The 26,937-nt window shown below is 64.2% G+C and carries 20 protein-coding genes and 1 pseudogene; 8 read left to right on the forward strand and 13 right to left on the reverse strand.

Going from position 1 to position 26,937, the window contains the following annotated elements; translation table 11 throughout:
* Positions 1 to 36: 36 nt before the first annotated feature.
* The 5 genes from AABA84_RS06615 to AABA84_RS06635 form a co-directional block, all read right to left on the reverse strand.
* The gene (locus AABA84_RS06615) at positions 37 to 471 is read right to left on the reverse strand and encodes a hypothetical protein (RefSeq protein WP_028142531.1); all 435 of its coding nucleotides are present in this window, start codon (positions 469 to 471) and stop codon (positions 37 to 39) included.
* A 20-nt stretch (positions 472 to 491) separates the two neighbouring features.
* Positions 492 to 2,192: an aspartate:alanine exchanger family transporter gene (locus AABA84_RS06620; protein WP_212248634.1), complete on the reverse strand. Its 1,701-nt coding sequence runs from the start codon at positions 2,190 to 2,192 to the stop codon at positions 492 to 494.
* 12 nt (positions 2,193 to 2,204) lie between these two features.
* Positions 2,205 to 4,958 carry a beta-eliminating lyase-related protein gene (locus AABA84_RS06625; protein ID WP_212248633.1) on the reverse strand — a complete coding sequence of 918 codons (2,754 nt, stop codon included), beginning with the start codon at positions 4,956 to 4,958 and terminating at the stop codon, positions 2,205 to 2,207.
* A gap of 183 nt (positions 4,959 to 5,141) precedes the next feature.
* Positions 5,142 to 6,845: a SulP family inorganic anion transporter gene (locus AABA84_RS06630; protein ID WP_212248632.1), complete on the reverse strand. Its 1,704-nt coding sequence runs from the start codon at positions 6,843 to 6,845 to the stop codon at positions 5,142 to 5,144.
* Positions 6,842 to 7,522: a YoaK family protein gene (locus tag AABA84_RS06635; protein WP_212248689.1), complete on the reverse strand. Its 681-nt coding sequence runs from the start codon at positions 7,520 to 7,522 to the stop codon at positions 6,842 to 6,844. Before AABA84_RS06635 ends, AABA84_RS06630 begins: the two co-directional genes overlap by 4 nt.
* Before the next feature lie 136 nt (positions 7,523 to 7,658).
* Here AABA84_RS06635 and AABA84_RS06640 point away from each other — a divergent pair, with 136 nt between their 5' ends.
* The 3 genes from AABA84_RS06640 to AABA84_RS06650 are packed head-to-tail and all read left to right on the forward strand — an operon-like array spanning position 7,659 to position 10,855.
* On the forward strand, positions 7,659 to 9,347 hold the full coding sequence (locus tag AABA84_RS06640; RefSeq protein ID WP_212248631.1) for an aspartate:alanine exchanger family transporter: 1,689 nt from the start codon (positions 7,659 to 7,661) through the stop codon (positions 9,345 to 9,347).
* A gap of 12 nt (positions 9,348 to 9,359) precedes the next feature.
* Positions 9,360 to 10,247 carry an alpha/beta hydrolase family protein gene (locus AABA84_RS06645; RefSeq protein ID WP_212248630.1) on the forward strand — a complete coding sequence of 296 codons (888 nt, stop codon included), beginning with the start codon at positions 9,360 to 9,362 and terminating at the stop codon, positions 10,245 to 10,247.
* A gap of 23 nt (positions 10,248 to 10,270) precedes the next feature.
* The gene (locus AABA84_RS06650; RefSeq protein WP_212248629.1) at positions 10,271 to 10,855 is read left to right on the forward strand and encodes an invasion associated locus B family protein; all 585 of its coding nucleotides are present in this window, start codon (positions 10,271 to 10,273) and stop codon (positions 10,853 to 10,855) included.
* Between the two features lie 15 nt (positions 10,856 to 10,870).
* On the opposite strand, the gene AABA84_RS06655 is transcribed toward AABA84_RS06650, so the two are convergent.
* Together AABA84_RS06655 and AABA84_RS06660 are read right to left on the reverse strand one after the other, a co-directional pair.
* Complete coding sequence (locus AABA84_RS06655; RefSeq protein WP_212248628.1) at positions 10,871 to 11,239, reverse strand: response regulator transcription factor; 369 nt, start codon at positions 11,237 to 11,239, stop codon at positions 10,871 to 10,873.
* A 195-nt stretch (positions 11,240 to 11,434) separates the two neighbouring features.
* Positions 11,435 to 12,058: a response regulator transcription factor gene (locus tag AABA84_RS06660; protein ID WP_212248627.1), complete on the reverse strand. Its 624-nt coding sequence runs from the start codon at positions 12,056 to 12,058 to the stop codon at positions 11,435 to 11,437.
* Positions 12,059 to 12,366: 308 nt separating this feature from the next.
* On the opposite strand from AABA84_RS06660, the gene AABA84_RS06665 reads away from it, so the two are divergent.
* Positions 12,367 to 13,050: a helix-turn-helix domain-containing protein gene (locus AABA84_RS06665; RefSeq protein WP_212248626.1), complete on the forward strand. Its 684-nt coding sequence runs from the start codon at positions 12,367 to 12,369 to the stop codon at positions 13,048 to 13,050.
* Positions 13,051 to 13,112: 62 nt separating this feature from the next.
* Here AABA84_RS06665 and AABA84_RS06670 read toward each other — a convergent pair whose 3' ends face one another.
* A complete protein-coding gene (locus tag AABA84_RS06670) occupies positions 13,113 to 13,568 on the reverse strand; it encodes a potassium channel family protein (protein ID WP_212248625.1) in 456 nt (151 codons plus the stop codon).
* Positions 13,569 to 13,896: 328 nt separating this feature from the next.
* Positions 13,897 to 14,892: a Bug family tripartite tricarboxylate transporter substrate binding protein gene (locus tag AABA84_RS06675; RefSeq protein ID WP_212248688.1), complete on the reverse strand. Its 996-nt coding sequence runs from the start codon at positions 14,890 to 14,892 to the stop codon at positions 13,897 to 13,899.
* A gap of 354 nt (positions 14,893 to 15,246) precedes the next feature.
* On the opposite strand from AABA84_RS06675, the gene AABA84_RS06680 reads away from it, so the two are divergent.
* Complete coding sequence (locus tag AABA84_RS06680; RefSeq protein ID WP_212248624.1) at positions 15,247 to 16,383, forward strand: GNAT family N-acetyltransferase; 1,137 nt, start codon at positions 15,247 to 15,249, stop codon at positions 16,381 to 16,383.
* 26 nt (positions 16,384 to 16,409) lie between these two features.
* Here AABA84_RS06680 and AABA84_RS06685 read toward each other — a convergent pair whose 3' ends face one another.
* Positions 16,410 to 17,633 (reverse strand): FAD-dependent oxidoreductase, encoded by a 1,224-nt coding sequence (locus tag AABA84_RS06685; RefSeq protein ID WP_212248687.1) that lies wholly within the window; start codon positions 17,631 to 17,633, stop codon positions 16,410 to 16,412.
* A 466-nt stretch (positions 17,634 to 18,099) separates the two neighbouring features.
* Here AABA84_RS06685 and AABA84_RS06690 point away from each other — a divergent pair, with 466 nt between their 5' ends.
* From AABA84_RS06690 to AABA84_RS06700, 3 genes are all read left to right on the forward strand, one after another.
* Positions 18,100 to 19,446, forward strand: a complete 1,347-nt coding sequence (locus AABA84_RS06690) for a lipopolysaccharide biosynthesis protein (protein ID WP_212248623.1) — start codon at positions 18,100 to 18,102, stop codon at positions 19,444 to 19,446.
* Between the two features lie 238 nt (positions 19,447 to 19,684).
* A complete protein-coding gene (locus tag AABA84_RS06695; RefSeq protein WP_338307426.1) occupies positions 19,685 to 20,860 on the forward strand; it encodes a glycosyltransferase family 4 protein in 1,176 nt (391 codons plus the stop codon).
* 28 nt (positions 20,861 to 20,888) lie between these two features.
* Entirely contained in the window at positions 20,889 to 22,424 is a 1,536-nt protein-coding gene (locus tag AABA84_RS06700) for a glucosamine inositolphosphorylceramide transferase family protein (protein WP_338311668.1), read from the forward strand.
* Here the strand turns inward: AABA84_RS06700 and mdlC are convergent.
* The 3 genes and pseudogenes from mdlC to AABA84_RS06715 all read right to left on the reverse strand — a co-directional run bounded on the left by mdlC (position 22,421) and on the right by AABA84_RS06715 (position 26,863).
* Positions 22,421 to 24,027, reverse strand: a pseudogene (mdlC, locus tag AABA84_RS06705) (benzoylformate decarboxylase). The gene AABA84_RS06700 and the pseudogene mdlC sit on opposite strands and share 4 nt — an antisense overlap.
* Before the next feature lie 36 nt (positions 24,028 to 24,063).
* Positions 24,064 to 25,512: an aldehyde dehydrogenase gene (locus tag AABA84_RS06710; protein WP_338311669.1), complete on the reverse strand. Its 1,449-nt coding sequence runs from the start codon at positions 25,510 to 25,512 to the stop codon at positions 24,064 to 24,066.
* Between the two features lie 28 nt (positions 25,513 to 25,540).
* The gene (locus tag AABA84_RS06715) at positions 25,541 to 26,863 is read right to left on the reverse strand and encodes an MFS transporter (RefSeq protein WP_212248618.1); all 1,323 of its coding nucleotides are present in this window, start codon (positions 26,861 to 26,863) and stop codon (positions 25,541 to 25,543) included.
* Positions 26,864 to 26,937 lie beyond the last annotated feature (74 nt).

Genomic DNA, 26,937 nt, shown 5'->3' on the forward strand with positions numbered 1-26,937 from the left:
ACGGGCTGCGCTGCCGCAGCCCGTCGCCTCGTTGGATCACTTGAGGCGGATCGTGACGCCGCCGACCGCCGCCGATACTTCCGCGCCGACCCTCGGACCGCTGAGCTGAAGGATCACGCCGTTGGCGTTCTGCAGCTGAACGGCACCGGCGCCCGCGGCCACGGCTCCACCTGCTCCACCCACGGCGTAAGAGCCTTCGATCGATGCAGGCCCCTTCAGATTGAGCGCCCGGCCGACGAACTTCGTGGTCGAGGCCCCGACCGTGAGGCCGACGCTCATGCCGGAGACGGTGAAGGGATATTTTTTGCCCCTGAGGAGCAGAACGCCCTCGCCGCCACCGACACCGACGATGAAGCCGCCCTTGGTGAAGACGACGGCGACCTCGCCCGTCTCGGCACGCGACGGCGTGCTGAGACCGGTCAGGGCCGCAATCGAGGCAACCAGGGCGACGCCAACGGCAAGTGTCTTCATGACTCTCTTCCCCCTTTTGATCATTGCGCAAGGATCATTGCGAAGTAGCCGAACACGGTGAGCAAGATGCCCGAGACGGCATAGCCGACCGGGAATCCGATCCAGGGCACGGAACTCTGGATCTCGACCGCGGCCTCGCGGCACGGGCCGGAGTGCGACCGCGCGCCGGCAACGCCGCCCATCAGCACGGCCGGGTTGATCTTGAAGACGTGGAAGCCGATCGCCCAGACGATGAACGGCGGGATCGTGCAGGCAACGAAGCCGACGAGGAATATCTTCAAGGCAACCGTACCCGTGAGCTGCGACAGCAGTCCCGCGCCTGCGTTGACGCCGACGATGGCGACGAAGACCACGAGGCCGAGATCCTCCAGCACGTTGCGCGCCGCGTTCGGCGTGTTGCCGAAGAAGCGCAGGCGCGACACGACCGACGACACGATCACACCCGACAGCAACAGACCGCCTGCGTTGCCGAGGCCGATCTTGGCACCGAACGCCGGGAATTCGATCTTGCCGATCAGGAAGCCGATGATCATCCCGACCGCCAACGTCAGCAGATCGGTCGAGGTGTTGGACCGGGCGATCCGGCCCCACATCTCGCCGAGCTCGTTGACCGCGGACTTCAGGCCGACCACCGAGACGATGTCCATCCGCTCCAGCTTGGTCTTGAGACCCGCCGGAATCTGCACGCCACCGCGTTCGACCTTGGTGACCTGCAGCTGGCCGGCGATCGCGGTGTCGCGGAAGGACTCGAAGGTGCGTCCCACCATCTCCTTGTTGGTGACGAGAATATCCGCCTGGTCCATGGGAATGCCGAGCGTCCTGGGGTCCGCGACCTCCGGACCGATCAGGCCCATCTTGTCGGTGAGGTGCTCGGTCGAGCCGCCGAGAGCGACGATGTCGCCCTTCTGCAGCACTAGGTCGGCATCCGCGCCTTGCGGCTCGCCGTTCCGCCCGACATTGACGATCCGGTATTCCGGATTCATCGCGCGGAACTTTGCGATGCTCATGCCGACCGTCGCAGGGTTCTCCAGCCGGTAGGCCCGCAGGCCGAACTGACGATAGCCGGTCAGGCCGCCGCCTTCGAGATCCTTGACGCCGAATTCCCGCTCGTACTGCTTCGCGGCGGCCTTGGCGTCGACGCCCCACCAGCGCGGCAGATATTTGCAGATTAGGATGATGCCGACGGTGCCCCAGATGTAGGTGATACCGTAGGACAGCGCGATCATGCCCGAGGCATCCTCAGGCTTCATTCCCTCGGGCAGCCTGACGACGCCTGAGGTGACGGCCTGCTCGGCCGAACCGATCGCCGCCGACATGGTCTGCGATCCCGCCAACATCCCGCCGGCTGCGCCTGGCGGAAGCGAGAGCAGTTTTGCGCCGATCACCACCAGCGAGAGCCCGATCACGCTCGAGACTACGGCCAGGATGCAGAATTTCAGACCATCACCCTTCAGGCTGTTGATGAACGACGGCCCGACACGCAACCCGACGCCGTACATGAAGAGATAGTAGAACAGGCTCTTGGCGAAATTGTTCAGCTCGAGCTTCACGCCGTAGGTCGACGACCACACCGACAAACCGGCGCCGACCACGATGGCGCCGGCCACCATGCCGAGGCCATACCCCTTGATGCTGGCCCGGCCGATATAGACGGCGAGACCGACGACGAAGAACAGCAGCAGATACGGATTCTGCTGCAGGAAGGTGAAAAAGCCCTGCATGTTCGGTCCTCTCTAGGATGCCGCTTTCAACTTCGGCGTCGCGGCGGGCCTGGGCCTGCCGATCTTCGCCAAGGCTTCGGAGCGCACGAGCTTCAGCCCTTCCTTGGCGTCGTAGCCATGGATCTCCTTCACATCGAGCTTGCGCATGAAGTCGATGGTCTCCTGCGTGATGACCTGGCCCGGCACCATGATCGGAAAGCCCGGCGGATACGGGATCACGAAATTGGCGGAGACGAGCTCGGGGCCCGCCTTCAGACGTCGGTCGATCTCGGGATCGTTGAGACGGATGTGTTCGCAACCTGCGACGTCGTAGGCTGCATAGAAGCCGGTGCGGATATCGCCTTCATTGGTCTTGGCACCGGCATCGCCGCGGAAGCTCGGGTGGAAATGCGAGAAGTTGGGCAGATCAGGCACGTCAGTCATCAGGCTCTTGACCCGGGCCTCGAACGTCTTCTTCGCATTGGCGCCGCCCTGCGCCAGCCCGCGATCGACCTCGCCTGCGATCTCGGCGAGGACGCGGATGAGATGCGCGACGTCGCTGCGGGTGTTGTTGATGTTGGACTGGACCAGGACCGAGTTGCGAGAGGTCTTGTTGACCTGGATGTTGTACTCATTGGCGAGGATACCCTTGAACTGGGTGCCGTCATAACCGGCCATGCCGCACACCAACGTCATGCGGGTCGGATCGAGGCAGAACTCGTCCTCGTCCAGGCTCTTGAGGGTGTTGACCCAATTCACGCCCGCGGCGAGATAATCGGTAAAGCCGCTCTGACGATACTGGGCAGGCACCATGGCGTCGGCGCCGAGGATGCGGAAATATCGTGAGATGAGCGGGTTGTTGTTGACCGCCTGGCGAATGGCAAGCGCGATCTCCATCGCATTGGCGACGAGGCCGTAACCTTCCAGCTCCATCTGCCGCCGCGATATATCGAGGCTGGCGATGAGTTGCTGGTTCGGGCTGGTGGAAGCGTGGGTGAACACGGCCTCCTTGAACTGCTGTTCGACCGTGTGGAATTCGACGTCCTTGACCGAGAGCATGGAGCCCTGCCGGATCGCCGACATCGACTTGTGGGTCGAATTGGTCTGGTAGACGCGCAGGCGGATCTGCCTGGGATCGGGAATGAGCCGGGTCTTGAGCAGCATCTCGTCCGACGGGTTCTTGCCGAGCTCGGCCTGCTGCTTCTCATAGGTCACGAGCGACTTCGGGTCGTGCATCCACGCCTCGATCTCGTTTGCCGCCCCCATGGCGGTGCGGCGGCGCAGGAACGGCGAGAAGCGCGCGAAGCCGAACCAGGCCTCGTCCCAGAGGAAGATCAGGTCCGGCTTGATAGCGAGACATTCCTCCATCACCCGGCGGGTGTTGTAGATGTGGCCGTCGAAGGTGCAGTTGGTGAGGTCGATCATCTTGACGCGGTCGAGCCGGCCGTCGGCCCTGGCGCCGAGCAGCGCCTGCTTGATCGTCTTCAGCGGCACCGCGCCGTACATCGAGTATGCCGTCATCGGGAAGGCTTCGACATAAAGCGGCTGCGCACCGGCCAGAACCATCCCATAGTGGTGCGACTTGTGGCAGTTGCGATCGACGATCGCGATGTCGCCTGGCGCAAGCAGCGCCTGCACCGCCATCTTGTTCGATGTCGAGGTGCCGTTGGTGACGAAGAAGACGCGGTCAGCGCCGAGCGCCCTCGCCGCTTTCTCCTGCGCCTTCTTGATGTTGCCGGTCGGCTCCAGCATGCTGTCGAGGCCGCCGGTGGTGGCGCTGCTCTCGGCCAGGAACAGGTTCGGCCCGTAGAATTCGCCCATGTCGCGGATCCAGTCGGACTTGAAGATCGACTTGCCGCGGGCGATCGGCAACGCATGGAACGTGCCGATCGGACGCTGCGCATATTTCTTCAGATTGTCGAAGAACGGGGTGTCGTAGCGATCCTGAATGCCTTCGAGGATGGACAGATGCAGCTCGAGCAGCTCCTCGACGGAGTAGAAGATGCGGCGAACGACGTTGGCTTCAGGGTTTCCAGCCAACTCCTCGACGTCGCGGTTCGAGATCATGTAGAGATCGAGCTCGGGACGGACGCGCTTGATGATCTGGGCGAGCCGGAGCGCAGAGGCGTCGGACTCGTCGTTGAGGCCCGCCGAAGCCGTGATCGAGCGCAGCACCGGTGCATTGTGGCGCGAGCGCAGCCCGAAGCCTTCGTTGATGATAACGGCCGCAATATTGGGATTGAGCATCGTCGCGCAGAATGCGTCTTCCAGGCTGCCGACGATGACGGGCTCATAGATGAAGCCATCCACGGGGCGCCGCAACTTGCGCCATTCGGCGGCGAGCGCCGGCCAGTTTCCTTGCGACACACCGGTGACGATCAATGTTTCGAAATAGGGCCGGCGCGCCGTGTGCGCACCGAACGTCGGCGGCACCAACTCGGGCGCATCGCCGTTGCCGTCGTCCTTTGCATTCCAGTCGCCAGCGTGTTGGCGGAAGGATCGCGTCGCGAGGGCCTGGGTAATCCGCGTCGCAAGGGCGAGCGACGTTGCGCCATCTCCCGCGGACGCCGCTTCCCGCAATGCCGCCATCAGGTGCAGGCCGGGATAGCCGTAAAACTCCTCGGTCACCGCAAGATCTGCCAGTGCCGCATCGTAGATCGCCCGATTGCCAACGCGAGCCCACGCCTTCGCGGCCTCCACGAGGTCGCGCCAGTCATCCGCCCGCGCGCCGGGACCGGAAAAGAACTGATCGATGCGCTTCTGCGCCGGCTTGATGTCCCTGGACATGTGTTTCTCCCGATCCTCGGCGGTGCCTTGATGGTCACTCGATGGTCATTTGATGCCAGTTGGGGCGAAGATGAGCGTGATCGTGAGTTCGGCGCCGGTGACTCCATTGATCCAAGTCAACGGTCGGACGCATTCTGGCGAGACCGTCGGCCGCAGCGGTCATTTGCATTGCAACACGCCCGCTCAGGCCGTCCGCTGCGCCGTCACGGCCTGCTCGTCGCCGAGAACGCTGTCGAGCGATCGCAGCCACTGGCCGCTATCCGTCCTCTCCGCCAGCCCTTCCGCGCGCAAGAGGTCGCGGAGCTGCGCATGCGCCCCGACGATGGAGAAAATGACCTTTCGCGCGGCGAGCTCGTCGTAGAGGTCGTGCAGCATGCCCGCGCCGGCGAGGTCGATATAGGGCGAGGCCGAGAGATCGCAGACCACCAGCCGGATCTCGGGCGAGCGCCGAAGCGCGATCAGGACGGTCTCCAGGATCGTCTCGGCGTTGATATAGAGCAGCGAGGCTTCGGGCCGGAACGCGATGGCGCCAATCAGCGGCTCGACGTCCGCGTGCCTTGAACTGTCCGAATAGCGGCCGCTGCCGGGCAAGCGGCCGAGGAACGCGACGTTTGGCCGCGAGGCCCGGGCCAGCAGCAAAAGGATCGACGCGATCGACGCCAGCAGCACGCCCTGAAGAATTCCGAGCAACAGCACGGAGACCAGCGCAATCCCCGCTGCATAGAAATCGATCCGGCTGACCCGCCACATCCGCATGAGCGCACGGACATCGACGAGCTTGTAGACGGCGGCAAAGACGATGGCCGCGAGCACCGCCTTGGGCAGATTGGTGAGCAGCCCCGTGAAGAACAGAAGGCACAGCCCGAGCGTCACGGAGCAGATCACCAGAGCCAGGGGCGTCCGCGCGCCAGCGCTGTCATTGACCGCAGATTGCGACAGGCCGCCGGCAACCGGGTAACCATGCCCGAGCGCGGCCGCGAGGTTCGCGGCTCCCAGTCCCAGAAACTCCTGCCGGACGTCGAGGGAATAACCGTGCTTGGCGGCGAAACTTCGGGCGGCGGAAACGCCCTCGATATAAGCCAGCAGCATACATCCTGCGGCGAGCGGGAACAGATCGTCGAACTCCAGCAGACCAAAAGTCGGTATACCCAGCGCCGGCAGCCCCTGCGGTATCTTCCCGGTGACGGGCACACCGAGGGCTGGAAGGCCGAGCAGCGTCGCTGTCGCGATCGCCAACGCGACGATTGTGATGCCGACCGGCTTCCCCGGGAAGAGCCGCTCGCCAAACAGGAGCAGCAAGAGCGCGACAGCACCGACGGCGAGCACGAGCGGGTCAGTAGCGCCGATCTGCCCGAACAGCTTGATCACCCGGTCGAAGAAATTGTGGCCGCCACCGGCGACACCAAGCAGGCTCGGCAACTGGCTCGCGATGATCGTGAGCCCGGCACCGGCCTTGAAGCCGACCAGGATGCTGTCGCTGACGAGGCGGACGAGCACGCTCAGCTTGAACAACCACGCGATGAAGCACAGCACCGCCACTGCAAAGGCCGCAAGGCTTGCGATCTGCGCATAGCGCATCGCATCTCCTCCGGCCAGCGCACCGACAGTGCCTGCAATCATCAGGGAGATTGCCGAGGTCGGTCCGATCGCAAGTTGCCGCGACGCCCCCAACAACGCGTAGCCGAGGCCGCCGAGCATATAGCCGTAAACGCCGATCTGAGGCGGCAGGCCGGCCAGCGCGGCATAGGCGAGCGAGACCGGGATGGCATAAGCAGCCAGCGTGACGCCGGCGACGGCGTCGGAAGAAAACCACTCTCGCCGGTAGGCGCCAAGCCAGCCGGCCGGCGGGAAGAACCGGATCCATCCAGGTTCGGACGGCGCACTCATTGGACGGCCCTCTGATGGGAGGCTTCGCAGCGCAGCAAGACGGCCAACAGCGCGACCACGGGAATGCCGAGCGCGAGGTCCGGAATAGCCTTGGTGGCGAAGGCGCCCACCGCGGCGCCCAAGCCGAACACGGCACACAAGGCGAAGAAGATACCCGAGCGGCGCAGCGTGCCGAGCGGCGCGCCTCCTGCGGCGGCCTCGAAGACCGTCTCGATCGCCTGGCGCATGTTGCCCGTGATCATCACCGTGCTGCAAACAACGCCTTCGACCCTGGTGAAGATCGCGGTCTGCATCGCGGCGACGAACGAGATGCCGAGCGTTCCAGCCAGATCCGGCAGCCTGTTGTGCAGGATGCTGATCGCGATCAGCAGCAATATCTCGAGCAGGGTGCTGATTGCGCTGGCCCGCTCGCCCGCTACGCGGCGCAGCCATGCGGCAATCACGATACCGGCCGCAAAGGCGAGAAGCGGCGGCACGAAGTGAAGCGCCTTCGTCCAGTCACCGGCCGTCGCATAAACCCAGAGGAAGATCAGGTTGGCCGTCTGGGCATTCGCCATCACGCCGTGGATGATCCAGGTATAGGCGTCGATATAGCCGCCCGCGAACGCGAGCAGCAGAACGATCTCCACCGTTTCGTCGCGGCGGATCGCGCCGGCTGCGAGGTCGAGCGCGCTCATGTTGACGATGCCGACTGTCGCGAATTCCGCATCATCCGATAGGCGGTGCCTTGCCGCTCGCAGGGCTTGATCTGGATCAAGCAATGCCCGCGATTTCCCGACTGAGATCACGGCAAAGCGACGGGGGAGATGCGACATGGATACCGTCAGGTGGATCATCTCCACCGCTCCCGAAATCTTTCTGCTGCTGGCCGTCGCCATCGGCACGATCCTGGGCCGAGTCCGGATCCGCGGCTTCGCCGTTGGGACCACGGCCTGCATCCTGATCGTTTCCGTGCTGCTCGGACAGCTCGGCAGTTTTGCGTTCCCGCCGCTGCTCCGCGTGATCCTGTTCAGTCTGTTCGTGTTCACGATCGGCTATCGGTCCGGGCCCGAGTTCTTCGCCTCCTTGAGCGTCCGCACGCTCGCGCAGGTCGCCATGGCGCTGGTGCTGGGCGGCACGGGCCTCGTCATCGTCCTGTTGTTTGCTCACGGCTTCCGGCTCGATCCCGGCACCGCTTCCGGGATTGCGGCCGGAGCTTTGACGCAATCGTCGGTCATCGGGACCGCCTCGGGCGCGTTGGCCCAGCTCGGCCTGCCCAAGGATGTGCTGAGCCAACAGGAGGCGAACATCGCGGCGGGCTACGCCGTGACCTACGTGCTCGGCTATATCCTGACGCTGCTGTTCGTCCCCTTCGTCGCGCCGAAGTTGATGCGGATCGACCTGAAGGCTGAGGCGAAGAAGCTCGAGGCGGAGCTTGCCGGCGGCGATCCGCCGAAGACCGAAAACCTCTCGTATCGCAAGTTCCAGGCCCGCGCCTATCGCGTGACCGCGGGCGCCGGGCGCACCGTCAAGTCGATCGAGGAGGAAATCGGAAGTCGCACGGTGGTCGAGCGCATCGTCCGCCAAGGCTCGGACATCGAGCCACATTTGGAGACCATGCTCGAGGCCGGCGACGACATCGTCATCGCCGGCCGCACTGCGGTCATCGTCGCCGCCAAGCCGATCATCGGCATCGAGATCGACGCCGACGAAATCTTGAAGGCCGTCCCGGGCAACGTGCTGGAGGTGCTCGTGGACAATCGCCATCTCCATGGCCGCTCGATCCAGGAGATCGCAACGCGTGTCGGCACCGACGCCCGGGGCATTTTTCTACGCGCCCTCACCCGCATGGGCCGCGAGGTTCCCTTGAGCGCGGATACACGGATCTATGTCGGCGACGTCATGACGTTGGTCGGCAGCACGCGCAATATCGAACGTGCGGCAAAGGCCATCGGCCAGATCCTGCGGTCGGGTGATCGCGCCGACATTGCCTTTCTTGCCGCCGGCATCGCTGCCGGCCTGCTCGCCGGGCTCGTCAGCTTCAGGATCGGCGGCGTCGCGCTCACGCTCGGCGGTGGCGGCGGCGCGCTGATCGCGGGCCTCGTCTGCGGCTGGCTGCGGTCACGCAGGCCGACCATGGGCGCATTGCCGCCGGCGGCGCAACAGACCCTGAGCGATCTCGGACTCGGCGGCTTCATCGCGGCGATCGGGCTCGGCAACGGCGCCGCGGCCTGGGCCGCGATCCAGGCCCACGGACTGCTTCTGGTCGGCATGGGTCTCGTCATCACGCTCGTGCCGCTGATCGTCGCGACGCTGTTTGCCTTCCACGTGCTGCGCATGAACCCGGTCGTGACCTGCGGGGCACTGGCCGGCGCGATGACCGTCGATGCCGCGGTGACCGGCGCGTGCGAGGTGGCCGAGAGCCAGACGCCGGTCCTCGGCGTCGCCGTGCCATATGCGGTCGGAAACGTGGTGCTCACGGTCCTCGGGCCGATCATCGTAGCGGCAACCTACAGCGGATGACGGAGACCGGCGATGCGGCGACCGGCCAGATCGGTGCTGGGATATCTCGCGGCCATATTGTTCGCGTGGGCCGCGTTGGCCGCGGCCGCGCGCGCGGAGGATGACGTCCGCATCCAGGAAGAGATCTGGGCGCTGCCACTGCCGCTTCCGATGTTCGCCTATCTGGTGCGTCCCGTCGGCGACGGCCCCTTCCCGCTCGTGATCATGAATCACGGCGTCTCGCTCAACCCGACCGACCGCAGCTTCTTTCCGCTGGTCGAATTCCGCGACGCCGCTCAATGGTTCGCAAGGCGCGGCTACCTCGTGGTGGCGCCGGTCGGCTCCGGCTATGGCGCAGCCGCCATCGACATTCCCGAGCGCGCGGTCTACGGACCGTTCTTCTCCAAGATCGGCAAGTGCAGCAATCCCAATTTTCACGACGCCGGGCTCGCGGTCGCCAAGGTCGACCTCGATATCATCGACTACCTGGCCGCCGAAAAGCGCATCATCCCGAAGGGCGTGATCGTGATCGGGCAGTCCGCCGGTGGCTGGGCCTCGATCGCCTTGTCGAGCATGAACCCGCCGCAGGTGAAGGCCATCATCACCTTCGCTGCGGGTCGTGGTGGACGCGTCGGCGGCAAGCCGAACAACAACTGCGCCCCCGACAGACTGGTTGAGGCCACCGCGGATTTCGGCCGCACATCGCGTGTACCGATGCTGTGGATCTACATCGAGAACGACACTTTCTTCGGCCCCGACCTGTCGAAGCGCATGCATACGGCCTTCACCGCCGCCGGCGGCCGGGCCGAGTATCACCTGATGCCGCCGTTCGGCAATGAGGGCCATTTCTTCATCGGCTCGAGGGATGCCATCCCGCTCTGGTCGCCACTGGTAACGACGTTCCTCGACGCGCTGAAATAGATGCCAGATCCGTAGGTGAAATCATGCCCAACGCCCGTGACGGCCTTGCCAGTCTCTTGCTTATCGCCATTGCCGGCGCCACGGCGGCGCCCGGCCATGCCGCACCGAAGGGCGCCCAGGCCGAGAGGCCGGCCGAAATCGCCACACGTGGTCAGCGTGAAGCAAAGGACATCAGCTACGGCGGTTGGCAGAAGCTCTGCTTCAAGGCCGGCGGCGCGCCCACGCTGTGCCGGACCTCGATCACCGGCCAGTTCGCGACCGGACAGACCGCGGTGCGCGTCGATCTGATCGAACGCGAAGACGCCGCCGCGGCCCGGCTGCAACTGTTCGTGCCTGTGGGCATGTACCTGCAACAGTCACCCAGGTTGAGCGTCGACCAGGGCGCGCCCTTCCGCCTGCCCTACACCTGGTGCCTCACCAATCTGTGCATCGCTGCCGATGTGGCGGCGCCGAAGATCATCAGGGAGATGGAATCCGGCAAGACCCTGACGCTTGAATTGGTCGATTCGAACCTCCTTGCCATGACGACTTCGATTCCGCTGGCGCAGTTCGCCACCGTCCGCAAAGGGACGCCAGCCAGGACGCTGGAGCAGGATATCGACGAATGACGGGGCGAGTTGATCTCAGGAGATGCCGGCGCGTTCAATGGATCCGATCAGTGACTCCGCCGTGAAGGGCTTGGTCAGATAGGCGAGGCAGCCGGACCCAAGCGCCGCAGCGCGGTTCGCCGGGCTGTCGTTGCCGGTGATGTAGATCACCGGGGCGATGACGCCTTGCTCAGCCAGTCTTTGCCGTACGTCGATGCCGGATCTTCCACCAAGACCGATGTCGAGGACGATGCAGATCGCGGTGTGGAATTTGTCGTGTTCGAGCAACGCCCCCGCGGACTCGAACAGCGTGGCGTCGAAACCGTGCCCGCGCAGCAACCTGTTCAGGCTGGTCCGCATGGACGGATCGTCATCGACGACAAAAACGGACCGGCATAGCGGCAAGGCGATCTGCCTTTCGGGAGGTGAACGAGCTGCGAGCGCTGTGCCGGCGGCGGAATACTGCCTACGCTTGCTCTGCGTTGCCGACCCGGCGCCTGTGCATCATTGCGCACGGCTCGCGGAGCACTGTCAACACGCCTTGATACTGTCCTTTGGGGCAGTCACACCGTGGGAACCGGGCTTGCGATGACAAAGCAGCTAATGTTCGTTCGCACCGAGCATTCCAAGCCGCTCCGCGATCGAAACGAGTTCCGCAAGCGAATGAACCTGCATCTTCTCCATCACCTGATGGCGGTGGGCTTTCACGGTGCGCTCGGTCGTCCCGAGTTCATGCGCAATCTGCTTGTTGATCCGGCCGCGCACGACGAGATTGAACACCTGACGCTCGCGTTGCGTCAGCGTGGCCAGATGAGTCCGAAACGTCTCCAGCTTGCTGCGCTGAACGCGGGCCGTCCTCTGACCCGCCAGAGCGCGCTCAATCGCATCGATCAAGTGCTCGGAGGATATCGGCTTGGTCAGGAAGTCTTCGGCTCCCGCCTTGATCGCCCGCACGGTGGTCGGCGTGTCTGCATGCCCCGTCAGGAAGATGATCGGCAGCGCCGAGCCGGACGCGATCAATCGAGCCTGCAAATCGGGGCCACTCAATCCCGGTATTCGCACGTCGAGCAGAATGCACGCTGCCTGCTCGTGATCCAGCGCGGCCTCCAACAACTGCAGTGCCGACGCATAGGTCGCGACCTCATAGCCCGCGAGCTTCAGACGCCGTGTGATCGCGGTCCGAAAGGATTCGTCGTCATCAACCACGTGAACGAGACCCGGCACCTTCAACCTCTCGGCCAGTTCCAGCGAGCACCATTGACGTCCTCTCGCTCGACAAAGTCGTCTTCAACAGCTTCAGAACCGAAATATCTGCTCCAATGAACCAAATCCTCGCAGCAACAGCGCTTTCTCATTCCGCGCACCAAGCGCCAGAGCTGTCCCTTGGTACAATGAACCTAGGGACAATGGATTGAAATACCGCCTTGGTCGTAAATCAGCTTCGGCGGGAGCGGGACAGCGCGGCGCATTCCGAACAGCGAAAATACTTCGCCGAACGGACCAAATTCGGCGATGAGCTGAGGACTTGGCCCATGTTTGTTCGCATCACAACCGATTTCGCACTGCGTCCCAATTCCCTCCGTGACCTCGGCATGACCAGCGATTCAAATGCGATCGTCACTTTAAGCGAATTTTCGTACAGAAAAGGGACCGAGATTTACGGCGAGAAGGAGCCCGCCGAATATGTCTATCAGGTCAAGGCTGGTGCGGTGCGAAGCTACAAGCTGTTGTCGGATGGTCGCCGGCAGATCGGCGCATTCCATCTCATCGGCGACATCTTCGGGCTCGAGAACGGCGGGGAGCATCGATTCACGACGGAAGCGGTCGTCGACACCACGGTTCGCCTGATCAAGCGACAAAGCCTTGAAACGGTGGCCGAGAGCGATGCGATGGTGGCCAAAAACCTGCTCAGCATGACCGCGAACAATCTCCAGCACGCGGAAGACCACATGCTATTGCTCGGCCGCAAGACCTCACTGGAGCGGGTCGCGGCGTTCCTGCTCGAAATGGACAAGCGGCTAACGGCGGCGGGCGTCATCGCGCTCCCGATGTCGCGACGCGATATTGCCGACTATCTCGGCCTGACGCTGGAGACCGTGTCGCGGGCTTTGTCGCGCCTGCACGAGCTCGGCATCCTCGGCTTCATCGGCAACACCCAACGACAGATCGTCTTGCTCGATCGGAACCGGCTCGCCAGCCTCGATCTGTACCCTTGAACTGGCGAGACGTCGAATCGCGGTTGACCAATGATCCGGAGCGCCGTTCGCCGAAGCCGCATTCATGGCTGGCGTGAAACTGGGCCAGGCGCTTCAGTCAGCCCAAGATGCTCGAGCGTCTTGCGCAACACCTCGAAAAGAATGGCGGCGGACCAGCCGAACAGCAGCACGCCGTTCATGGCCGTGAACGGGCCGATCAGCCGCCATTCGCGTACCGGCGTGATGTCGCCGTAACCGAGCGTGGTATAGTTGACGAAAGCAAAGTAGAGCAGGTCACTGCCCGCAGCAGCAGCCTGGACGATGCCGTAGGCCGCGGCCCACATCAGGACTTCCAGCATGTGCGCGACCTTCAGCACCACGGCGGTTGCGATCATGACGCCCATCAGGTGCAATTTCGGTCGCTCGGAGTGACGCAAACCCGCGCTGCGCGCGATCCCGACGGCGACGACCGTCACGAGCGCATGGAGCCCGATATTGATCACGCTGACCAGCGTGCCGGCGAGGAACTGTAGCATCATGGTAACCCACCCGCCCTCAATTCACCCCAGGACGTCTTACGTCCCCGCCAAACGATGCCAAACGTCCGCCCGTCGACGTGCCGCCGCGGTTTCCCCTCGCCTGCCACGGCGAAGGCCCGGAAATTGACGTTAGCGAGCATGCCACACTCGCGCCAATCGGCCATGGCAGCGGTTGACTTAAGTCAATGCTGCTCCTACGGCCGGGAGATCGCCAGTGCCGATCCGGCTGGCGAGAGTTGCGACAGGACGGACGCGTTGCTTAAATCGGCGGAGATTCCCGGAGGCCGAGCGCTACGACCCTTTGGCTGCGAGGCGCCCTGGCCTGATCTCAGTCGCGCTTGAGCCCGATCGACTTGACGATGGGTGCAAGGCGGGCCAGTTCGTCCTCGACCAGGCGCTGAAACTTGTCGGGGCCTGAATCGACGTCCGGCTCCAGACCTTGCGAGCGATAGTTTTCCTGCAACCATGGATCGGCCATCGCCGTACGGGTCGCAGCAGCGATCCGCTCCACGATCACATCCGGGGTCGCTCTTGGAGCGAACAAGCCGAACCAGCCGGCATATCTGAGGCCCGGCATGCCGGATTCGATCACCGTCGGAATGTCCGGCGCGCCGCTCAGCCGCCGATCGCTCGTCACGGCGATCAGCCGCAGCTTGCCCGCATGGTGCAATTGCAGGATCTGGCTCGAGACCACGGCAATGACCGACGAGATCTGGCCACTGACGAGGTCGTTGGTGGCGGGGCCCATGCCTCGATAAGGAACGTGGACGAAGTCCGCTGCAACACCGGATTGCTGCCTGAACATCTCTCCGATGAGATGATTGCCGGTGCCCACCCCCGGAGTGCCATAGGACAGCCTGCCCGGATTGGCCTTCGCAAAAGCTGCCAGCTCTCGCAGGTCCTTCACAGGCAGGGAAGGATGAACCGCGAATGCCAGCGTGCTGGTGATCAGGCGATAGACGGCGCGGAAATCGCGAACCGTGTCGTAGGCAGGCTGCGCGGAGGACAACGGAATCATCACCTGGGTGCTGCCATTGCCGAGCAGAAGCGAATAGCCGTCGGGTGCGCTCTGCGCCACCGCGGCGGAGCCGATCGCACCGCCCGCGCCGCCGATATTCTCGACATAGATCGGCCCCAGCAGCGAGGTGATCCTCTCGGCCCAGGGACGGCCGATCTGATCACCGGCGGCACCAGCCGTATAGGGAATGACCAGCCTGATGGGGCGGGAGGGATAGTCGTCAGCGGCTGCACAGCCGGGCCATGCGGCCAGCGCCATGATACGCGTCGCCGTATCGAGCAGTTCTCGGCGTGAAAGGAGGGACATCTTCTGCGTATTCAGGACCGTCCCAGTCATCTTACACGAATGAAGGGTCTTGGAAATGCGCCCAGGCAGATCGCTGCCTGCACTGTTCGGGCGATGGGTGGCGCGCGGGCTGCGGCGCAATCCTTGCAGCCGAGGTCGATGATCCGCCGCAGGCAGCAGCTCGCCAGCACGGGTCGATCTCCCGGCTGCAGGTCCAAGCGGCTCCGGGCCTTAAGAATTTGGTAACGATACGAACGTGGTTGAGCGCGTTAATGCAAATCGCACACCGCCGGTGTCTAGCCCGTAACGACCCTGCTATAAAGCGTAGCCACGGCTCGATCGACTTCGCGACTTATCCGGTTTCCCTGATTGCGCATGAACAAGCTTAGCAACACGTTCGACATCGCCATCGAGCAGGCGTTCGACTTTCTGTCTCCGGAATATGCCGAGCTGTTTGATCGCTCGGCCGCCACGGCGTTCCAGCATCCGATCTGGCTGCACAGCCTCTACACCAGGCTCGCGTCGGATGCGGGTGCAACACCTCTGGTCGTCGTGGTCCGCCACCGCGCGACAGGCGCCCTTGCGATGGTGCTGCCCTTGCTTCGGATCCGGCGCGGTCCGATCCGAACCGTCGAGTTCGCCGACCTCCGCGTCTCCGACTATCTGGCGCCGGTTTGCAGCCCGAAAGTGTTCTCGCAACTGCTCGATGACGCGGACGCTTGCGCGGAGATTCGGCGCCTCGTTCGCCCTTTCGATCTGCTCCGGATCACCAAGCTGCCCGACGGGCGGCTTCCGATCGAGAACCTGCTGGCCGCATCGCGCCGCGTATCGATGGACACCAACGCCTACGCGACGGTGCTCGTCGCGCCGTTCGAGCAATGGCGGACCGGTGCGATCGATCGCTCCTATCAGAAGGAGCTCGCAAAGAAATATCGCCAACTCCAGAAGAAGGGCGCGCTGAGCTTCTCATGCTGCAACGACAGCGCCTCCGTGCTCGAGGCGCTGGACGTGATGAGGAAGTTTCGCGGTCCGCGCTTTCAGGCGCAAGGCGACGGAGATCTGCTGCAGCGTCCCGAATATTTCGGCTTCTATTCCGACGTGGCCCTTCGTGGTCTCGGCAGCTTTGTGCGCCTCTATGCCATGAAGATGGACGGCGAGGTGATCGCCGCCGTGCTCGGCCTCTGCCATCAGGGCAGCTTCCTCATCATCATGAGCGCCTTCGACATTGCCGGATACAAGAGCCAGTCGCTCGGCGCGCTGATGTTCGAGCAGGTGGCGCGCGATTGTATCGAACGCGGAGACCAAATGCTCGATTTCACCATTGGTGACGAGCCATACAAGAAATTGTTCGGCGGGCAGCCCTCGCCGATGTGGGCGGTCACGAAAGCCGGCAGCACCGCAGGCGCCATCGCCCTGTTCGCGCTGAAGCAGGCGCCGTGGCTGAAGCTTGCCGCCAAGCGGCTGTCGGATTTGCGGCTCCTGCCCGCCCGCACGCCAACGCCCACGCGCTGAAAGACGACAGGCGAAGGCCGCGGAACTCAGGCGCGCAACGCCCCGCGAACACGCCCGAGCCAGCCGGGATGCATCTGATCGACGCGGTGGGCCAGGCTGCGCCGCAGGAAGTGCAACCGGCGCCGAACATCCCAGCCGATATCATTGCGGGACGTCAGGGCCTGGCGGAAGCGCGCCATCTTCAGAGACTGCTGATCCGCCGCGATCTTGTCGCTATCGGAATAGAACTGCGCAATCTTCTCCTGGTCCATGCCGGCGGTCGTGAGCCAGCGCGGCGCATATTCGGTGCAAAGACGATCGACGTCGACCAGCAGGCGGGCGACGCCGGTGCCGGCGGCGGGACAATTGGTCTGGAAGGCATCGCCGATGAGCACGACGCCGGGCTGGAGATGTCCCTCGACGACAGTCAGATCCATCACCCAGTTCTGGACCCGGTCGGTGACGCGGAAATCGCCGAGATAGGGCCGCAATCCCGGCAGCAGACGCAGAACGGTCGCTTCAGGTTCACGACGCAGCTCGCGCATGATCGGATCGGTCGGGTCGCGGAACATGAAGAGATTGGCCCGCATGCCGGCGCGTACCGGAAACAGGCTGAGATAGTCGATGCCGTCCGCCGTGCGCTCGCCATAGCAGGTCAGCGCCTCGAAATCGAACGGGCTACCGTCTCGGCGGGCGATCGTGAAGCCGAACGAAACCGAATGGCGCTCGGCCAGCACGCGCCGCCTGATGCCGAGTCTGTAGCCGAGAGCTCCCGCCATGCCCGTGGCCAGAACGACGAGGCGCGCAGTCACGCGCCGTCCGGAGGCCAGCTCGATATGCTGGACGTCGTCGCTGCAACTGATCGCGGTGACCTCGTCGACGATCAGATCGGATGGATCGGGTATCCGGCTGCGTGCCATGGCGACGAGATCGGCATAGGGAAACCCGTAGGCCTGGCCGACGCTGACATCGACCACCTTGCCTTCCCGGATATTGAGCACCTGGTCATATCGACAAGCGACATTCTCGAGCGCATCGAGGAAGCCCAGCTTGCGGAGCATCGCCAACTGATGGCCACCGATCTTTTCGACCCGGAACTCGTCCGGATAGACCGCCCGCTTGTCGATCAGGACGATGCGATGCCCCGCCCGCGCCAGCACGGCCGCCGCAAGCGATCCTGCAAGGCCGCCGCCGACGATCGCGATGTCCGCGACAATCGTCGAAGTGCCAGCTGTGTCGATCGGCTCGGTCACAGTTCTATCCGCCGTCATGATCCAGGCTCCCACGGTCAACCAAGCCGCACGTGCAATTCTCCGGCCTGATGTCGCATCGCAGGACCAAACGCGATCAATTCTCGGTATCGAGGTTAATGAAGCGGGGAGCCGGCCGCCCAGACGAAGGCCGGCACGCCTCTTGCTCGGGATTCTCCGTAAATTCCGGTTTCTGGCCGTTCTGCGGTCGATCCCGGCGAGCCATTTCGCATTCAAGCGGCTGATCTCGCCTTTCTCGGCCGTCGATGCGGCGCTATGCCGTCAGTCGGCCTGAGCTCGGCCCTGGTCTATTTGGGACAACGGGGACGGTGATGTTCCACAGTGAAGCAACCGGCATGACCGAGACATCGACGCCGCAGGCGAGATCCTGGATGCCCCGCATTAACACTCGCGGTTTTTCGGCATGCTAGATTGTCACCGGTATCGGAACATGTCTCTTCAGGAGAGAGCAGCTCCTTAAACTTCCATGATCAAATCCATCCTCCAGCTCATGCGGCGCGACGTCACGCGCGGTGTCGTCGGGACCATCCTGCTGAAGGTTGGTAGCGGCGCACTCGCGTTTGCGTTGTTTTCGCTGGCGGCACGAACGATGTCGCCGGACGGCTTCGGTATCTTTGCGACCTGGCTTTCGGTTGCCCAGATCGCTGCCGTCGTGGGACTGGTGGGCCAGGAATCGCTGCTGGTGCGGTTCCTGAACGAGTACCAAGTCGGCGACAGGCCGGACCTCACCAAAGGTGTCCTCCTCTCGAGCTTCAAGATTACCTCGGTCGCAATGCTGATCGTGATCGCCGGGATCGCCATCGCGGCGGACATGAGAGGCGATGGGTGGCTGCTCATACTTGCGGTATCAGCCTACACGGCCGTGAATGCCGGAGTGATGCTTGGCAGCCAGATCGCACGCTCGCTGGTCAGCATTCTCACAGGCGAAGGAAATCGCGAGTTCTTCTGGCGAGTCATCGTCGTCCTGTTCCTGCTCGCCATGCTGCTCGCTCATCGGCAACTCGATCCCGCCGAGTTGATCGCGGTGATGACCATTGCCATGTCGGTCGGCCTGGTTGCGCAAATCATCTCGATCGCGCGCGTGCTGCCGGATTTGCGCGATACGGCGGCGCGCTCCGAAACGTCCCGCTGGCGCTCGAGCGCTCTTCACTTCTGGCTCGCATCCATCCTCGAAGCCGCGAACCAGTATTTCGACGTCATTCTGGTGTATTGGATGCTGGATCCGGTGACCGCCGGAATCTACTTTGCCGCATCGCGCCTCGCCAACATCTTCGCCATGCTGTCTGCGGCGCTGTACACGTTCGGAGCGCGCCGGCTTCCCTCGCTGTATTTCAGCAAGAACCACCAGGAGTTCGAGCGAACCTTGCAGCTGATGGCGGAGGTGACCGCGCTATGCGTGGTCGCCGGGCTCGCCACGATCTGGATCGGCGGCCCCTATCTCCTCAATTTGTTCGGACCTCATTTCACCGCACAGCACTCGGTCTTGACCGTGCTCGCCATCGGGACGGCCATCCAGGCCGCGGGCGGCCCGTCTGCTGCAATCCTGCAGCTGACCGGCCATGAACGAATCTATGTTCCCGTCGTTGCCGCCAATGTCGCGCTGCGGCTCGTGGGATTTCTCATCCTCATTCCCTGGCTCGGCGTGCTTGGCGCGGCGATTTCGGCCACCGTGTCGCTGGCGCTTGCGACCATTGCCCTGAACGTCCTCTGCCGCCGGCGAACAGGGGTGGATCCTTCGATCCTCGTGCTGTTGCGCTTCTCCGCCTTGAAACGCGGCAATTATGCAGTGCGCGGCGCCGACACCAGCGACTAAGCGTCAATCACGCCCTCCCCCGGCGGTCTGCGATCACGCGCTCGCGGCGCGCAAGATCGATTGGTTAACGCGCTCGCTGCGCAGCATCCGGAAACCGGTGAAATGGCTGCGCGAACAATGTCGGCGGCCAGGCCTGGCATTAACTCCGTTTGTTGCTAGTCGGTGTCCACGCGATGCCCGCATGATAGGTACGGAGTTAAGAAGGTGAAGATTTGGTTTCTTTAGCGGGTCGGGATCCGTGCTCCACTATAAGCCGAACAGGGAATTGGGCGAGACGGCTGCGACGGCACTCGCGCGGCCGAACGGCAGCGGACGAAAGCTGCACGTGCTTCTCGCGCAAACCCAGGCCGAGAACGCCGGTGCGCAGGAGATCTCCAGGCTGCTTGGCGCCGGGCTGACCGCGCGCGGCTACCGCGTCACCAATCTGTTCTTCTTCCGCAAATCGGATTCCTTCGACGAGCCGCCCGATACGCTCTACTGCGCGCCCAGCCGGCCGGGCAATCCGGTGGCGCTGCTGCGGATGCTGTGGACACTCGGCCGTCATATCAGCACCATCAAGCCGGACGCCGTCCTGACCTTCCAGCATTTCGGCAACGTCATCGGCGGCGGCGTGACGCGCCTCGTCAGCCGCGCACCCGTCATCGCAAATCAGGTTTCATCCGCGCTGGCGATGAGCTGGCCGGTCCGCACGGCTGACATCTTCATGGGTAGCCTTGGCTTCTTCGACCGCATCACGCTCAATTCGCAGGACATGCAGCGCGAGTATTCGCGCTACCCCGCGGCCTACCGGTCGCGCATGGTGCATGTCCCGCACGGCTTCGACGACAAGGCCCTCACCCTGTCGAAGGAGGCCGCGCGACAGAAGTTCAACCTGCCGCCGGATCGCATACTGCTCGGCTGCGCAGCGAGGCTGCATCCGCACAAGCGTCTCGACCTGGCGATACGTCTGTTACCGGATCAACCATCCTGGCACCTTGCGCTTGCCGGCCAGGGAGCCGACGAGGCCCGGCTGAAGCTGCTGGCGAGTGAATTGAAGGTGTCGGACAGGCTGCATTTGCTCGGGGAAATCCAGCCCAGCCGGATGGCGGAGTTTCTCGCCTGCCTGGACGTGTTCGTATTCCCGACACAGGCCGAGACCTTCGGTCTGGCCGCGGTCGAGGCTGCGAACGCCGGTGTTCCCTCCGTCGTCACCGATCTTCCCGTCCTGCGCGAAGTGTTGTCCTACGAAGGAAGACCGACTGCACTCTTCGTCGACGCTTCCGATCATGCGAAGCTCTCCGCGGCCGTCTCCAGGCTGCTGACGGACCAACATCTAAGCGACGAACTGCGACAAAACGCCAAAGGCCTGCGGCTGCGCTATTCGGTTGATGCCATGGTGGAGGAATACGTTCGAATTCTCGGCCAGGTCATCTGACCGGACGATTGGAATAGATGGGCTCGACATGATCATCGAGTTTCGCTGTGAACGTGAGTACGCGCGGCGGTGGATGGGTCGCGAGACGCTGCTGATCGACGGCCGGGAAGTTCCGGTTCAAATCGCGTGGACGGCGACGGCCGAGCCGCGGCCCGCAGGTCTCGACGCCCTGTTCAAGCTCGAACGCATGGTGCTGCACAAGGGCAAACACAGCGGCGTCCACAGGCTGAACGTCATACCGGAACCGACGCGGGCTCGCACCGAGACAGCCGACGTGATCGTCGACTTCACCGGCGGCGCGCGCGATCCGAACGGCTCCGCCCGGCTGTATCTCCGTCCGCTGTTCAATGGCGTTGCAGGCGAGAACGCCGCGCTCGCCGCCATTCTGGCTGGCGACCTGCCGGTGATCGACATCGTCAACGAGGTCGACGGTTCGGTCCTCGATCGCGGCCGTCCATCCGGAGAAATTGCCGCCGGCCTGAGCGGCGCACTCGAAACCGTCATGGCGCGAACCCTGACCATGGTGGCGGCGATCCTATCGGGACGACCGCGGCTTGTGCCTCAACTGGCGCGTCCGGCAGCGGATGGCCCGCGTCGTGGCCCCGTTGGCTATGTCGCGCGCGGCCTTGCCGTGTCGATCGCCAAGGAGATCTATCGCCTGTGCTGCTATGCCCCTCACTGGCATGTCGGGTGGCGCTTCAATGACGGCGCGGGCGTCTGGCAGACCGGAGATCTATCAGGTCCAAGCTGGAACGTTCTGGGAGATCCTGGAAACCACTTCTACGCCGATCCCTTTCCCATGACCTGGCAGGGACGAACATTCGTCTTCTTCGAAGACCTCGATCACCGCGTTGGAAAAGGCATCATATCGGCGATCGAATTCAACGACACGGGCCCGGTAGGACAAGTCGTGCCCGTGCTGGAAGAGCCCTGGCACCTCTCCTACCCGTTCCTGATCCAAGACGGCGGCGCGTTGTGGATGATCCCGGAGAGCTCGCTCAACGGGGACGTCGCCCTCTACAAATGCGTTCGGTTCCCGGACAAATGGGAGCGGCACGCGACGCTGCTTTCAGGCCTTGAACTCGCAGACGTCACGATCACGCGGCACAACGGCCTGAGCTATCTGTTCGGCGCCTGGCGCGACGGAACCGGCGGCTATTCGGATTCGCTGGCGATCTATTACGCCGAGCACCTCCTGGGCCCCTGGTTGCCGCATGCCAGCAACCCTGTCCTGATCGACCGTGCGAGCACGCGGCCGGCGGGGAATTTCGTCACGATCAACGACAAATTGTGGCGACCGGTTCAGAACTGCACCGACGGATACGGCGCTGCGCTCGCGCTGGCGGAAGTGATCGAACTGTCGCCGACGACGTTCAAGCAGATCGTCCGCCATTCCCTAAAGCCCGGACCGGTGTGGCCCGGCAGGAAGCTCCACACCCTGAACCGCTGCGGCCGGCTCGAGGTGATCGACGGATCGCGTGTCCAACCCAAGACCCGCGCCTTCGCGGGCAGATTTCCATCGGCGGCCTTGTCGGCGCGAACCAGCCCTCATACCGCCTGCTAGCGCGGATGGCTGAACAGGTCCGTCGTGGCGTCATCGACTGCGATCTCGACCAACGCGGGACCACGTGAAGTCAACGCTTCGCTCAAGATGCGGTCGACATCGCCGGCATCTGTGATGCGCTGCCCCACGCAGCCCATCCCCTTGGCAAGCGCAACGAAATCGAGCCCGGGCAGATCGATTCCAGGCGGGCGATGCGCCTGCATCAGCTGGCTGAAGGCACGCATCGCGCCATAGCCCGAATTGTTCATGATCACGAAGGTGATCGGCAAGCCGCGCTGCGCTGCGGTCCAGATCGCCTGAACGCAATACATCGCCGAGCCATCGCCGATCAGGGCGACGATGCGGCGGCCGGGCCGCGCCAGCGCCACGCCGACGGAGGCCGGCAGGCTGTAGCCGAGCCCACCGCTGGCCATCGTGTAGAAACTGTCGGCGCCCGGCCGCGGCAGGAATTGTTGAATGGCGGGACGATGCGACGGCGCCTCCTCGACCACGATCGCATCGGGCGGCATCAGCGCCGACAACCGGCCCAGCGCATAGGCCGGAGGAATTGGATTTTGCGCGGCAGGCGCGGCAGGAAGCGCCCGCGCGGCCGGCGCCTGACGCTCCGCAGTTTCGGGCAATGCCGCCTGAAGCGCAACGAGCGCCTTCGGGAGCGTGCTGATGATGGTGTCGCCGACGGCCGCGGACGCGGCCTCCGTCGGATCGTCGGTGATCTGCCAGATCGGCGTTCGGTCGTCGAGCAATTCGCATTGTCCCTCGACATGGAAGGTGAACACGGGCGCTCCGATCACGACGATCAGATCGGCCCCGCGCAAGGCACGAGCGAGCCCTCCCGGTGCTGCCGGAAGGAAGCCGGCGAATTGCGGATGCAATTCCGGAAAGCTCGAACGGCTCGACATCGGGCTTGCCCACACCGCCGCCCTCGCCTGTTCGGCGACCGCAACCATCGCCTCGACACAGAAGCTGCGATCGATGTCAGGCCCGACGACGAAGGCAGGCTTCTTGGCTGCGGCGATGGCCACACCGAGCCGAACGATCGCTGCCGGGTCGGGGGCAAATTCCGTCGCGATGTGGCGGATCGGCGGCGCGACGGCGGGCCGTGCCCAATCATCCGATGGCACGGACACGAAGGTCGGGCCGCGCGGATGCTGCATGGCGACGAGGAAGGCCTGCGCAATCGCCGCCGGGACGTCCTCGGGTCGCGCGGGTTCCGCGCTCCACTTCACATAGGGCTTTGGAAACTGCGCGGCATCCTCGGCAAAGAGATAGGGCCGCATCCGCAGCAGGCTGCGCGCCTGCTGCCCCGATGTCACGACCATCGGCGTCTTGTTGCGAAACGCCGTGAAGAGATTGCCGAGCGCGTGACCGAGCCCGGCCGCCGAATGCAGATTGACGAAGGACGGACGCCCCGTCGCCTGCGCTAGCCATCGGCCATGCCGACGACGCAGCCTTCCTGCAAGCCGAGCACGTAATCGATGTCATCGGGCCAGTCGCCGAGAAACGCAAGCTCCGTCGAGCCCGGATTGCCGAAGGCGCGATCGACGCCGAACGAGCGAAGCACACCGAGGGTCGCCTCCCGAACCGTCAGGACTTTGGAATTCATTTGGAGTTTCCCCTAGGTGCTTCGCTGCTCGGGCCATCAGAACGGATAGTGCTGAGGCTGCGTCTCGATGGTGATCCAGCGCAGATCGGTGAACTCGGCGATCCCGGCCTGGCCGCCGAAACGGCCGTAGCCCGATCCCTTCACGCCGCCGAACGGCATCTGCGCCTCGTCATGCACGGTCGGGCCGTTGACATGGCAGATGCCGCTTTCGATACGCTGTGCCACCGTCAGCGCGCGGGCGACGTCGCGGCCGAACACGGCGGCCGAGAGGCCGTACTCGGTGTCGTTCGCGAGACGCACGGCCTCGTCGACGCCATTCGCGCGGATCACCGAGACGACGGGACCAAAGCTCTCCTCGGTGTAGATGCGCATGCCGGGCACCACGCGGTCGAGCACGGTTGCCGGAACGACCGTGCCGGCCCGCTCGCCGCCCGCGAGCTTGACGGCGCCCTTGCCGATGGCGTCATCGATCAGTGCGACGACGTGCTTAGCCGGCGCTTCGTCGATCATCGAGCCGACGACAACCGGGCCGGAGCGCGGGTCACCGGCCGGAAGCGCGCTCGCCTTCTTTGCGAGCTTCTCGACAAAGGACGCGGCGACAGCCTCGTCCACGATCACGCGCTCTGTGGACATGCAGACCTGGCCCTGATTGATGAAAGCGCCAAACGCCACGGCCGCGACGGCGGCATCGAGATCGGCATCGTCGAGCACGACCAGCGGCGCCTTGCCGCCGAGCTCGAGCAGCACCGGCTTGAGGTGGAGTCCCGCGAGTTCGGCGATGACGCGGCCGACGCGGGTCGAGCCGGTGAAGTTGATCCGCCGCACGGCGGGATTGGCGATGAGGCGTTCGACCAAGGCGGGGGCATCCGCCGGCGCATTGGTCACGACGTTCACGACGCCGGACGGAAAGCCCGCGTCCTTGAACACCTCGCCGACCAGCCGGTGCGTTCCCGGGCAGATCTCGGACGCCTTGAGCACGACCGTGTTGCCGCAGGCGAGCGGGGTCGCCACGGCGCGGACGCCGAGAATGATCGGCGCATTCCACGGCGCGATGCCGAGGCACACGCCGGCCGCCTGGCGGACGGACATCGCGATGCAGCCCGGCTTGTCGGACGGGATCACCTCGCCCGCGATCTGCGTCGTCAGCGATGCCGCCTCGCGCAGCATCCCGGCCGCCAGCTTGACGTTGAAGGCCGACCAGACCTCGGTCGTGCCGATCTCCGCCATCATGATCCTGATGAAGGCGTCACGCTTGGCATCGAGCGCATCCGCGGCCTTCAGCAGCAGAGCGCGCCTCGCATTCGGGCCGAGCGCCGACCATGCGGGCAGCGCGGCGGAGGCCGCCGCCACCGCAGCATCGGCATCGGACACGGTCGCTGCGGCCGCGCGGCTTGCGACCTCCTGCGACAGCGGATTGCGGCGCTCGAACACCTTGCCTGTCGAAGCGGCCTGATCCTGTCCATTGATGAGAAGACTGACGTCCATGAGAACCTCCCTGATATTGTAGCCGAGCTCAGCCGAGCAGGCGCGATTTGCTGGTTTCGTGCGCGAAGCCGAGCGCGATCACCGCCGCGAGCGCGAGCGCGACGTAGTATCCGGTGATCGCGTAGGTGGAGCCCGTCTGCGCGAACAGGCTGGTGGCGACGAGCGGCGCGATGCCGCCGCCGAGCACCGTTCCGAGCTGCTTTCCGATCGACACGCCGGTGAAGCGGATGCGGGTCGGAAACAGTTCCGGGAAATAGCTGCCTTCGGTGCCGAACATCAGCGGATGGATGATGCCAGCGGCGAGCATCACCGCGCCCGTTATCAGCAGCGTGTCCCGGCTTGCGATCACGCCGTAGAATGCGAACATCGAGATAGCCGCAAGCACGACGCCCGCCAGGAACAGGCGCTTGCGTCCGATCCGGTCGGACCAGGCGCCAATCAGCGGCATGGCCACGAGCCCGACGAGATTGGCGAACAACACGGCCTGCGTGATCACGTCCTTCTGGACGCCGAGCTGACGTGTCGCGAAGGAGATGGTGAAGATGGCGGTCAGATAGAAATAGGACGTCTGCGCCATCTCGGCGAAGAACACGATGAGGATCGGCCGCCAGTGCCCCCTGATCGCCTCGACAGCCGGCACCGTCTCGGACTCCTCCGCCTTGCGGAAGGTCGCGCTCTCCTCGATGCGCAGCCGCATGTAGACGCCGAGCGCGACCAGCACCGCGCTGATCAGGAACGGAACGCGCCAGCCCCACGACAGCAGATCCGCTTCCGGCAGCCGCGAGATCGCGAGCGCAGCAAACGAGGCGAGCACGACCCCGACGGGACCTGCGGCCTGGATCACCGCCGCCGAGAAGCCGCGTCGGTGGCCGGGCGCGGTCTCGATCGCCATGAGGATCGCCGCGGTGGATTCGCCACCGAGCGCAAAGCCCTGAAGGAAGCGCAGCACCACGAGCGCGACGGTCGCGGCCAGGCCTGCGCTGGCGTAGGTCGGCAACAGCCCGATCGACATGGTCGCAAGGCCCATCATCAGCAGCGTGCACAGAAGGACCGACTTGCGGCCGAGCCGATCGCCGAAATGACCGAACACCAGCCCGCCGAGCGGACGCGCCAGAAATCCGACGGCGAAGGTCGCGAACACCGCGATGGTCGCCGTGAGCTGGTCGAACTTTGGAAAGAACAGCTGGTCGAACACCAGTGGCGCGATCAGGCCGTAGATGAAGAAATCGTACCATTCGATCGCAGTGCCGATGGTGCCGGCGATCAGGATGCGACGTCGGCTGCTTGCGGTCTGCTCGGCGCCGACGGCGGCGGCGGCATGATCGTCGTAGTCCTCAAATGCTCTTGCCATGTTGTCCTCCTCCGGTGTCATTGTCGTCTTGTTGTTATTGGCGTACGGCCGCAGATCGAATGCGGCGAGAACTG

The sequence above is a fragment of the Bradyrhizobium sp. TM239 genome, assembly GCF_036247985.1.
In the GTDB taxonomy this organism is placed as follows: domain Bacteria; phylum Pseudomonadota; class Alphaproteobacteria; order Rhizobiales; family Xanthobacteraceae; genus Bradyrhizobium; species Bradyrhizobium ottawaense.

Excerpts from the sequence above, each read along its gene's own strand:
- AABA84_RS06690 (WP_212248623.1), top strand. The coding sequence starts at position 18,100 with ATGATCAAATCCATCCTCCAGCTCATGCGGCGCGACGTCACGCGCGGT.
- AABA84_RS06675 (WP_212248688.1), bottom strand. The coding sequence starts at position 14,892 with ATGTCCCTCCTTTCACGCCGAGAACTGCTCGATACGGCGACGCGTATC.
- AABA84_RS06615 (WP_028142531.1), bottom strand. The coding sequence starts at position 471 with ATGAAGACACTTGCCGTTGGCGTCGCCCTGGTTGCCTCGATTGCGGCC.
- AABA84_RS06700 (WP_338311668.1), top strand. The coding sequence starts at position 20,889 with ATGATCATCGAGTTTCGCTGTGAACGTGAGTACGCGCGGCGGTGGATG.
- AABA84_RS06630 (WP_212248632.1), bottom strand. The coding sequence starts at position 6,845 with ATGAGTGCGCCGTCCGAACCTGGATGGATCCGGTTCTTCCCGCCGGCC.
- AABA84_RS06635 (WP_212248689.1), bottom strand. The coding sequence starts at position 7,522 with ATGAGCGCGCTCGACCTCGCAGCCGGCGCGATCCGCCGCGACGAAACG.
- AABA84_RS06710 (WP_338311669.1), bottom strand. The coding sequence starts at position 25,512 with ATGGACGTCAGTCTTCTCATCAATGGACAGGATCAGGCCGCTTCGACA.
- AABA84_RS06645 (WP_212248630.1), top strand. The coding sequence starts at position 9,360 with ATGCGGCGACCGGCCAGATCGGTGCTGGGATATCTCGCGGCCATATTG.
- AABA84_RS06650 (WP_212248629.1), top strand. The coding sequence starts at position 10,271 with ATGCCCAACGCCCGTGACGGCCTTGCCAGTCTCTTGCTTATCGCCATT.
- AABA84_RS06685 (WP_212248687.1), bottom strand. The coding sequence starts at position 17,633 with ATGACGGCGGATAGAACTGTGACCGAGCCGATCGACACAGCTGGCACT.
- AABA84_RS06715 (WP_212248618.1), bottom strand. The coding sequence starts at position 26,863 with ATGGCAAGAGCATTTGAGGACTACGACGATCATGCCGCCGCCGCCGTC.
- AABA84_RS06670 (WP_212248625.1), bottom strand. The coding sequence starts at position 13,568 with ATGATGCTACAGTTCCTCGCCGGCACGCTGGTCAGCGTGATCAATATC.
- AABA84_RS06665 (WP_212248626.1), top strand. The coding sequence starts at position 12,367 with ATGTTTGTTCGCATCACAACCGATTTCGCACTGCGTCCCAATTCCCTC.
- AABA84_RS06680 (WP_212248624.1), top strand. The coding sequence starts at position 15,247 with ATGAACAAGCTTAGCAACACGTTCGACATCGCCATCGAGCAGGCGTTC.
- AABA84_RS06640 (WP_212248631.1), top strand. The coding sequence starts at position 7,659 with ATGGATACCGTCAGGTGGATCATCTCCACCGCTCCCGAAATCTTTCTG.
- AABA84_RS06620 (WP_212248634.1), bottom strand. The coding sequence starts at position 2,192 with ATGCAGGGCTTTTTCACCTTCCTGCAGCAGAATCCGTATCTGCTGCTG.
- AABA84_RS06625 (WP_212248633.1), bottom strand. The coding sequence starts at position 4,958 with ATGTCCAGGGACATCAAGCCGGCGCAGAAGCGCATCGATCAGTTCTTT.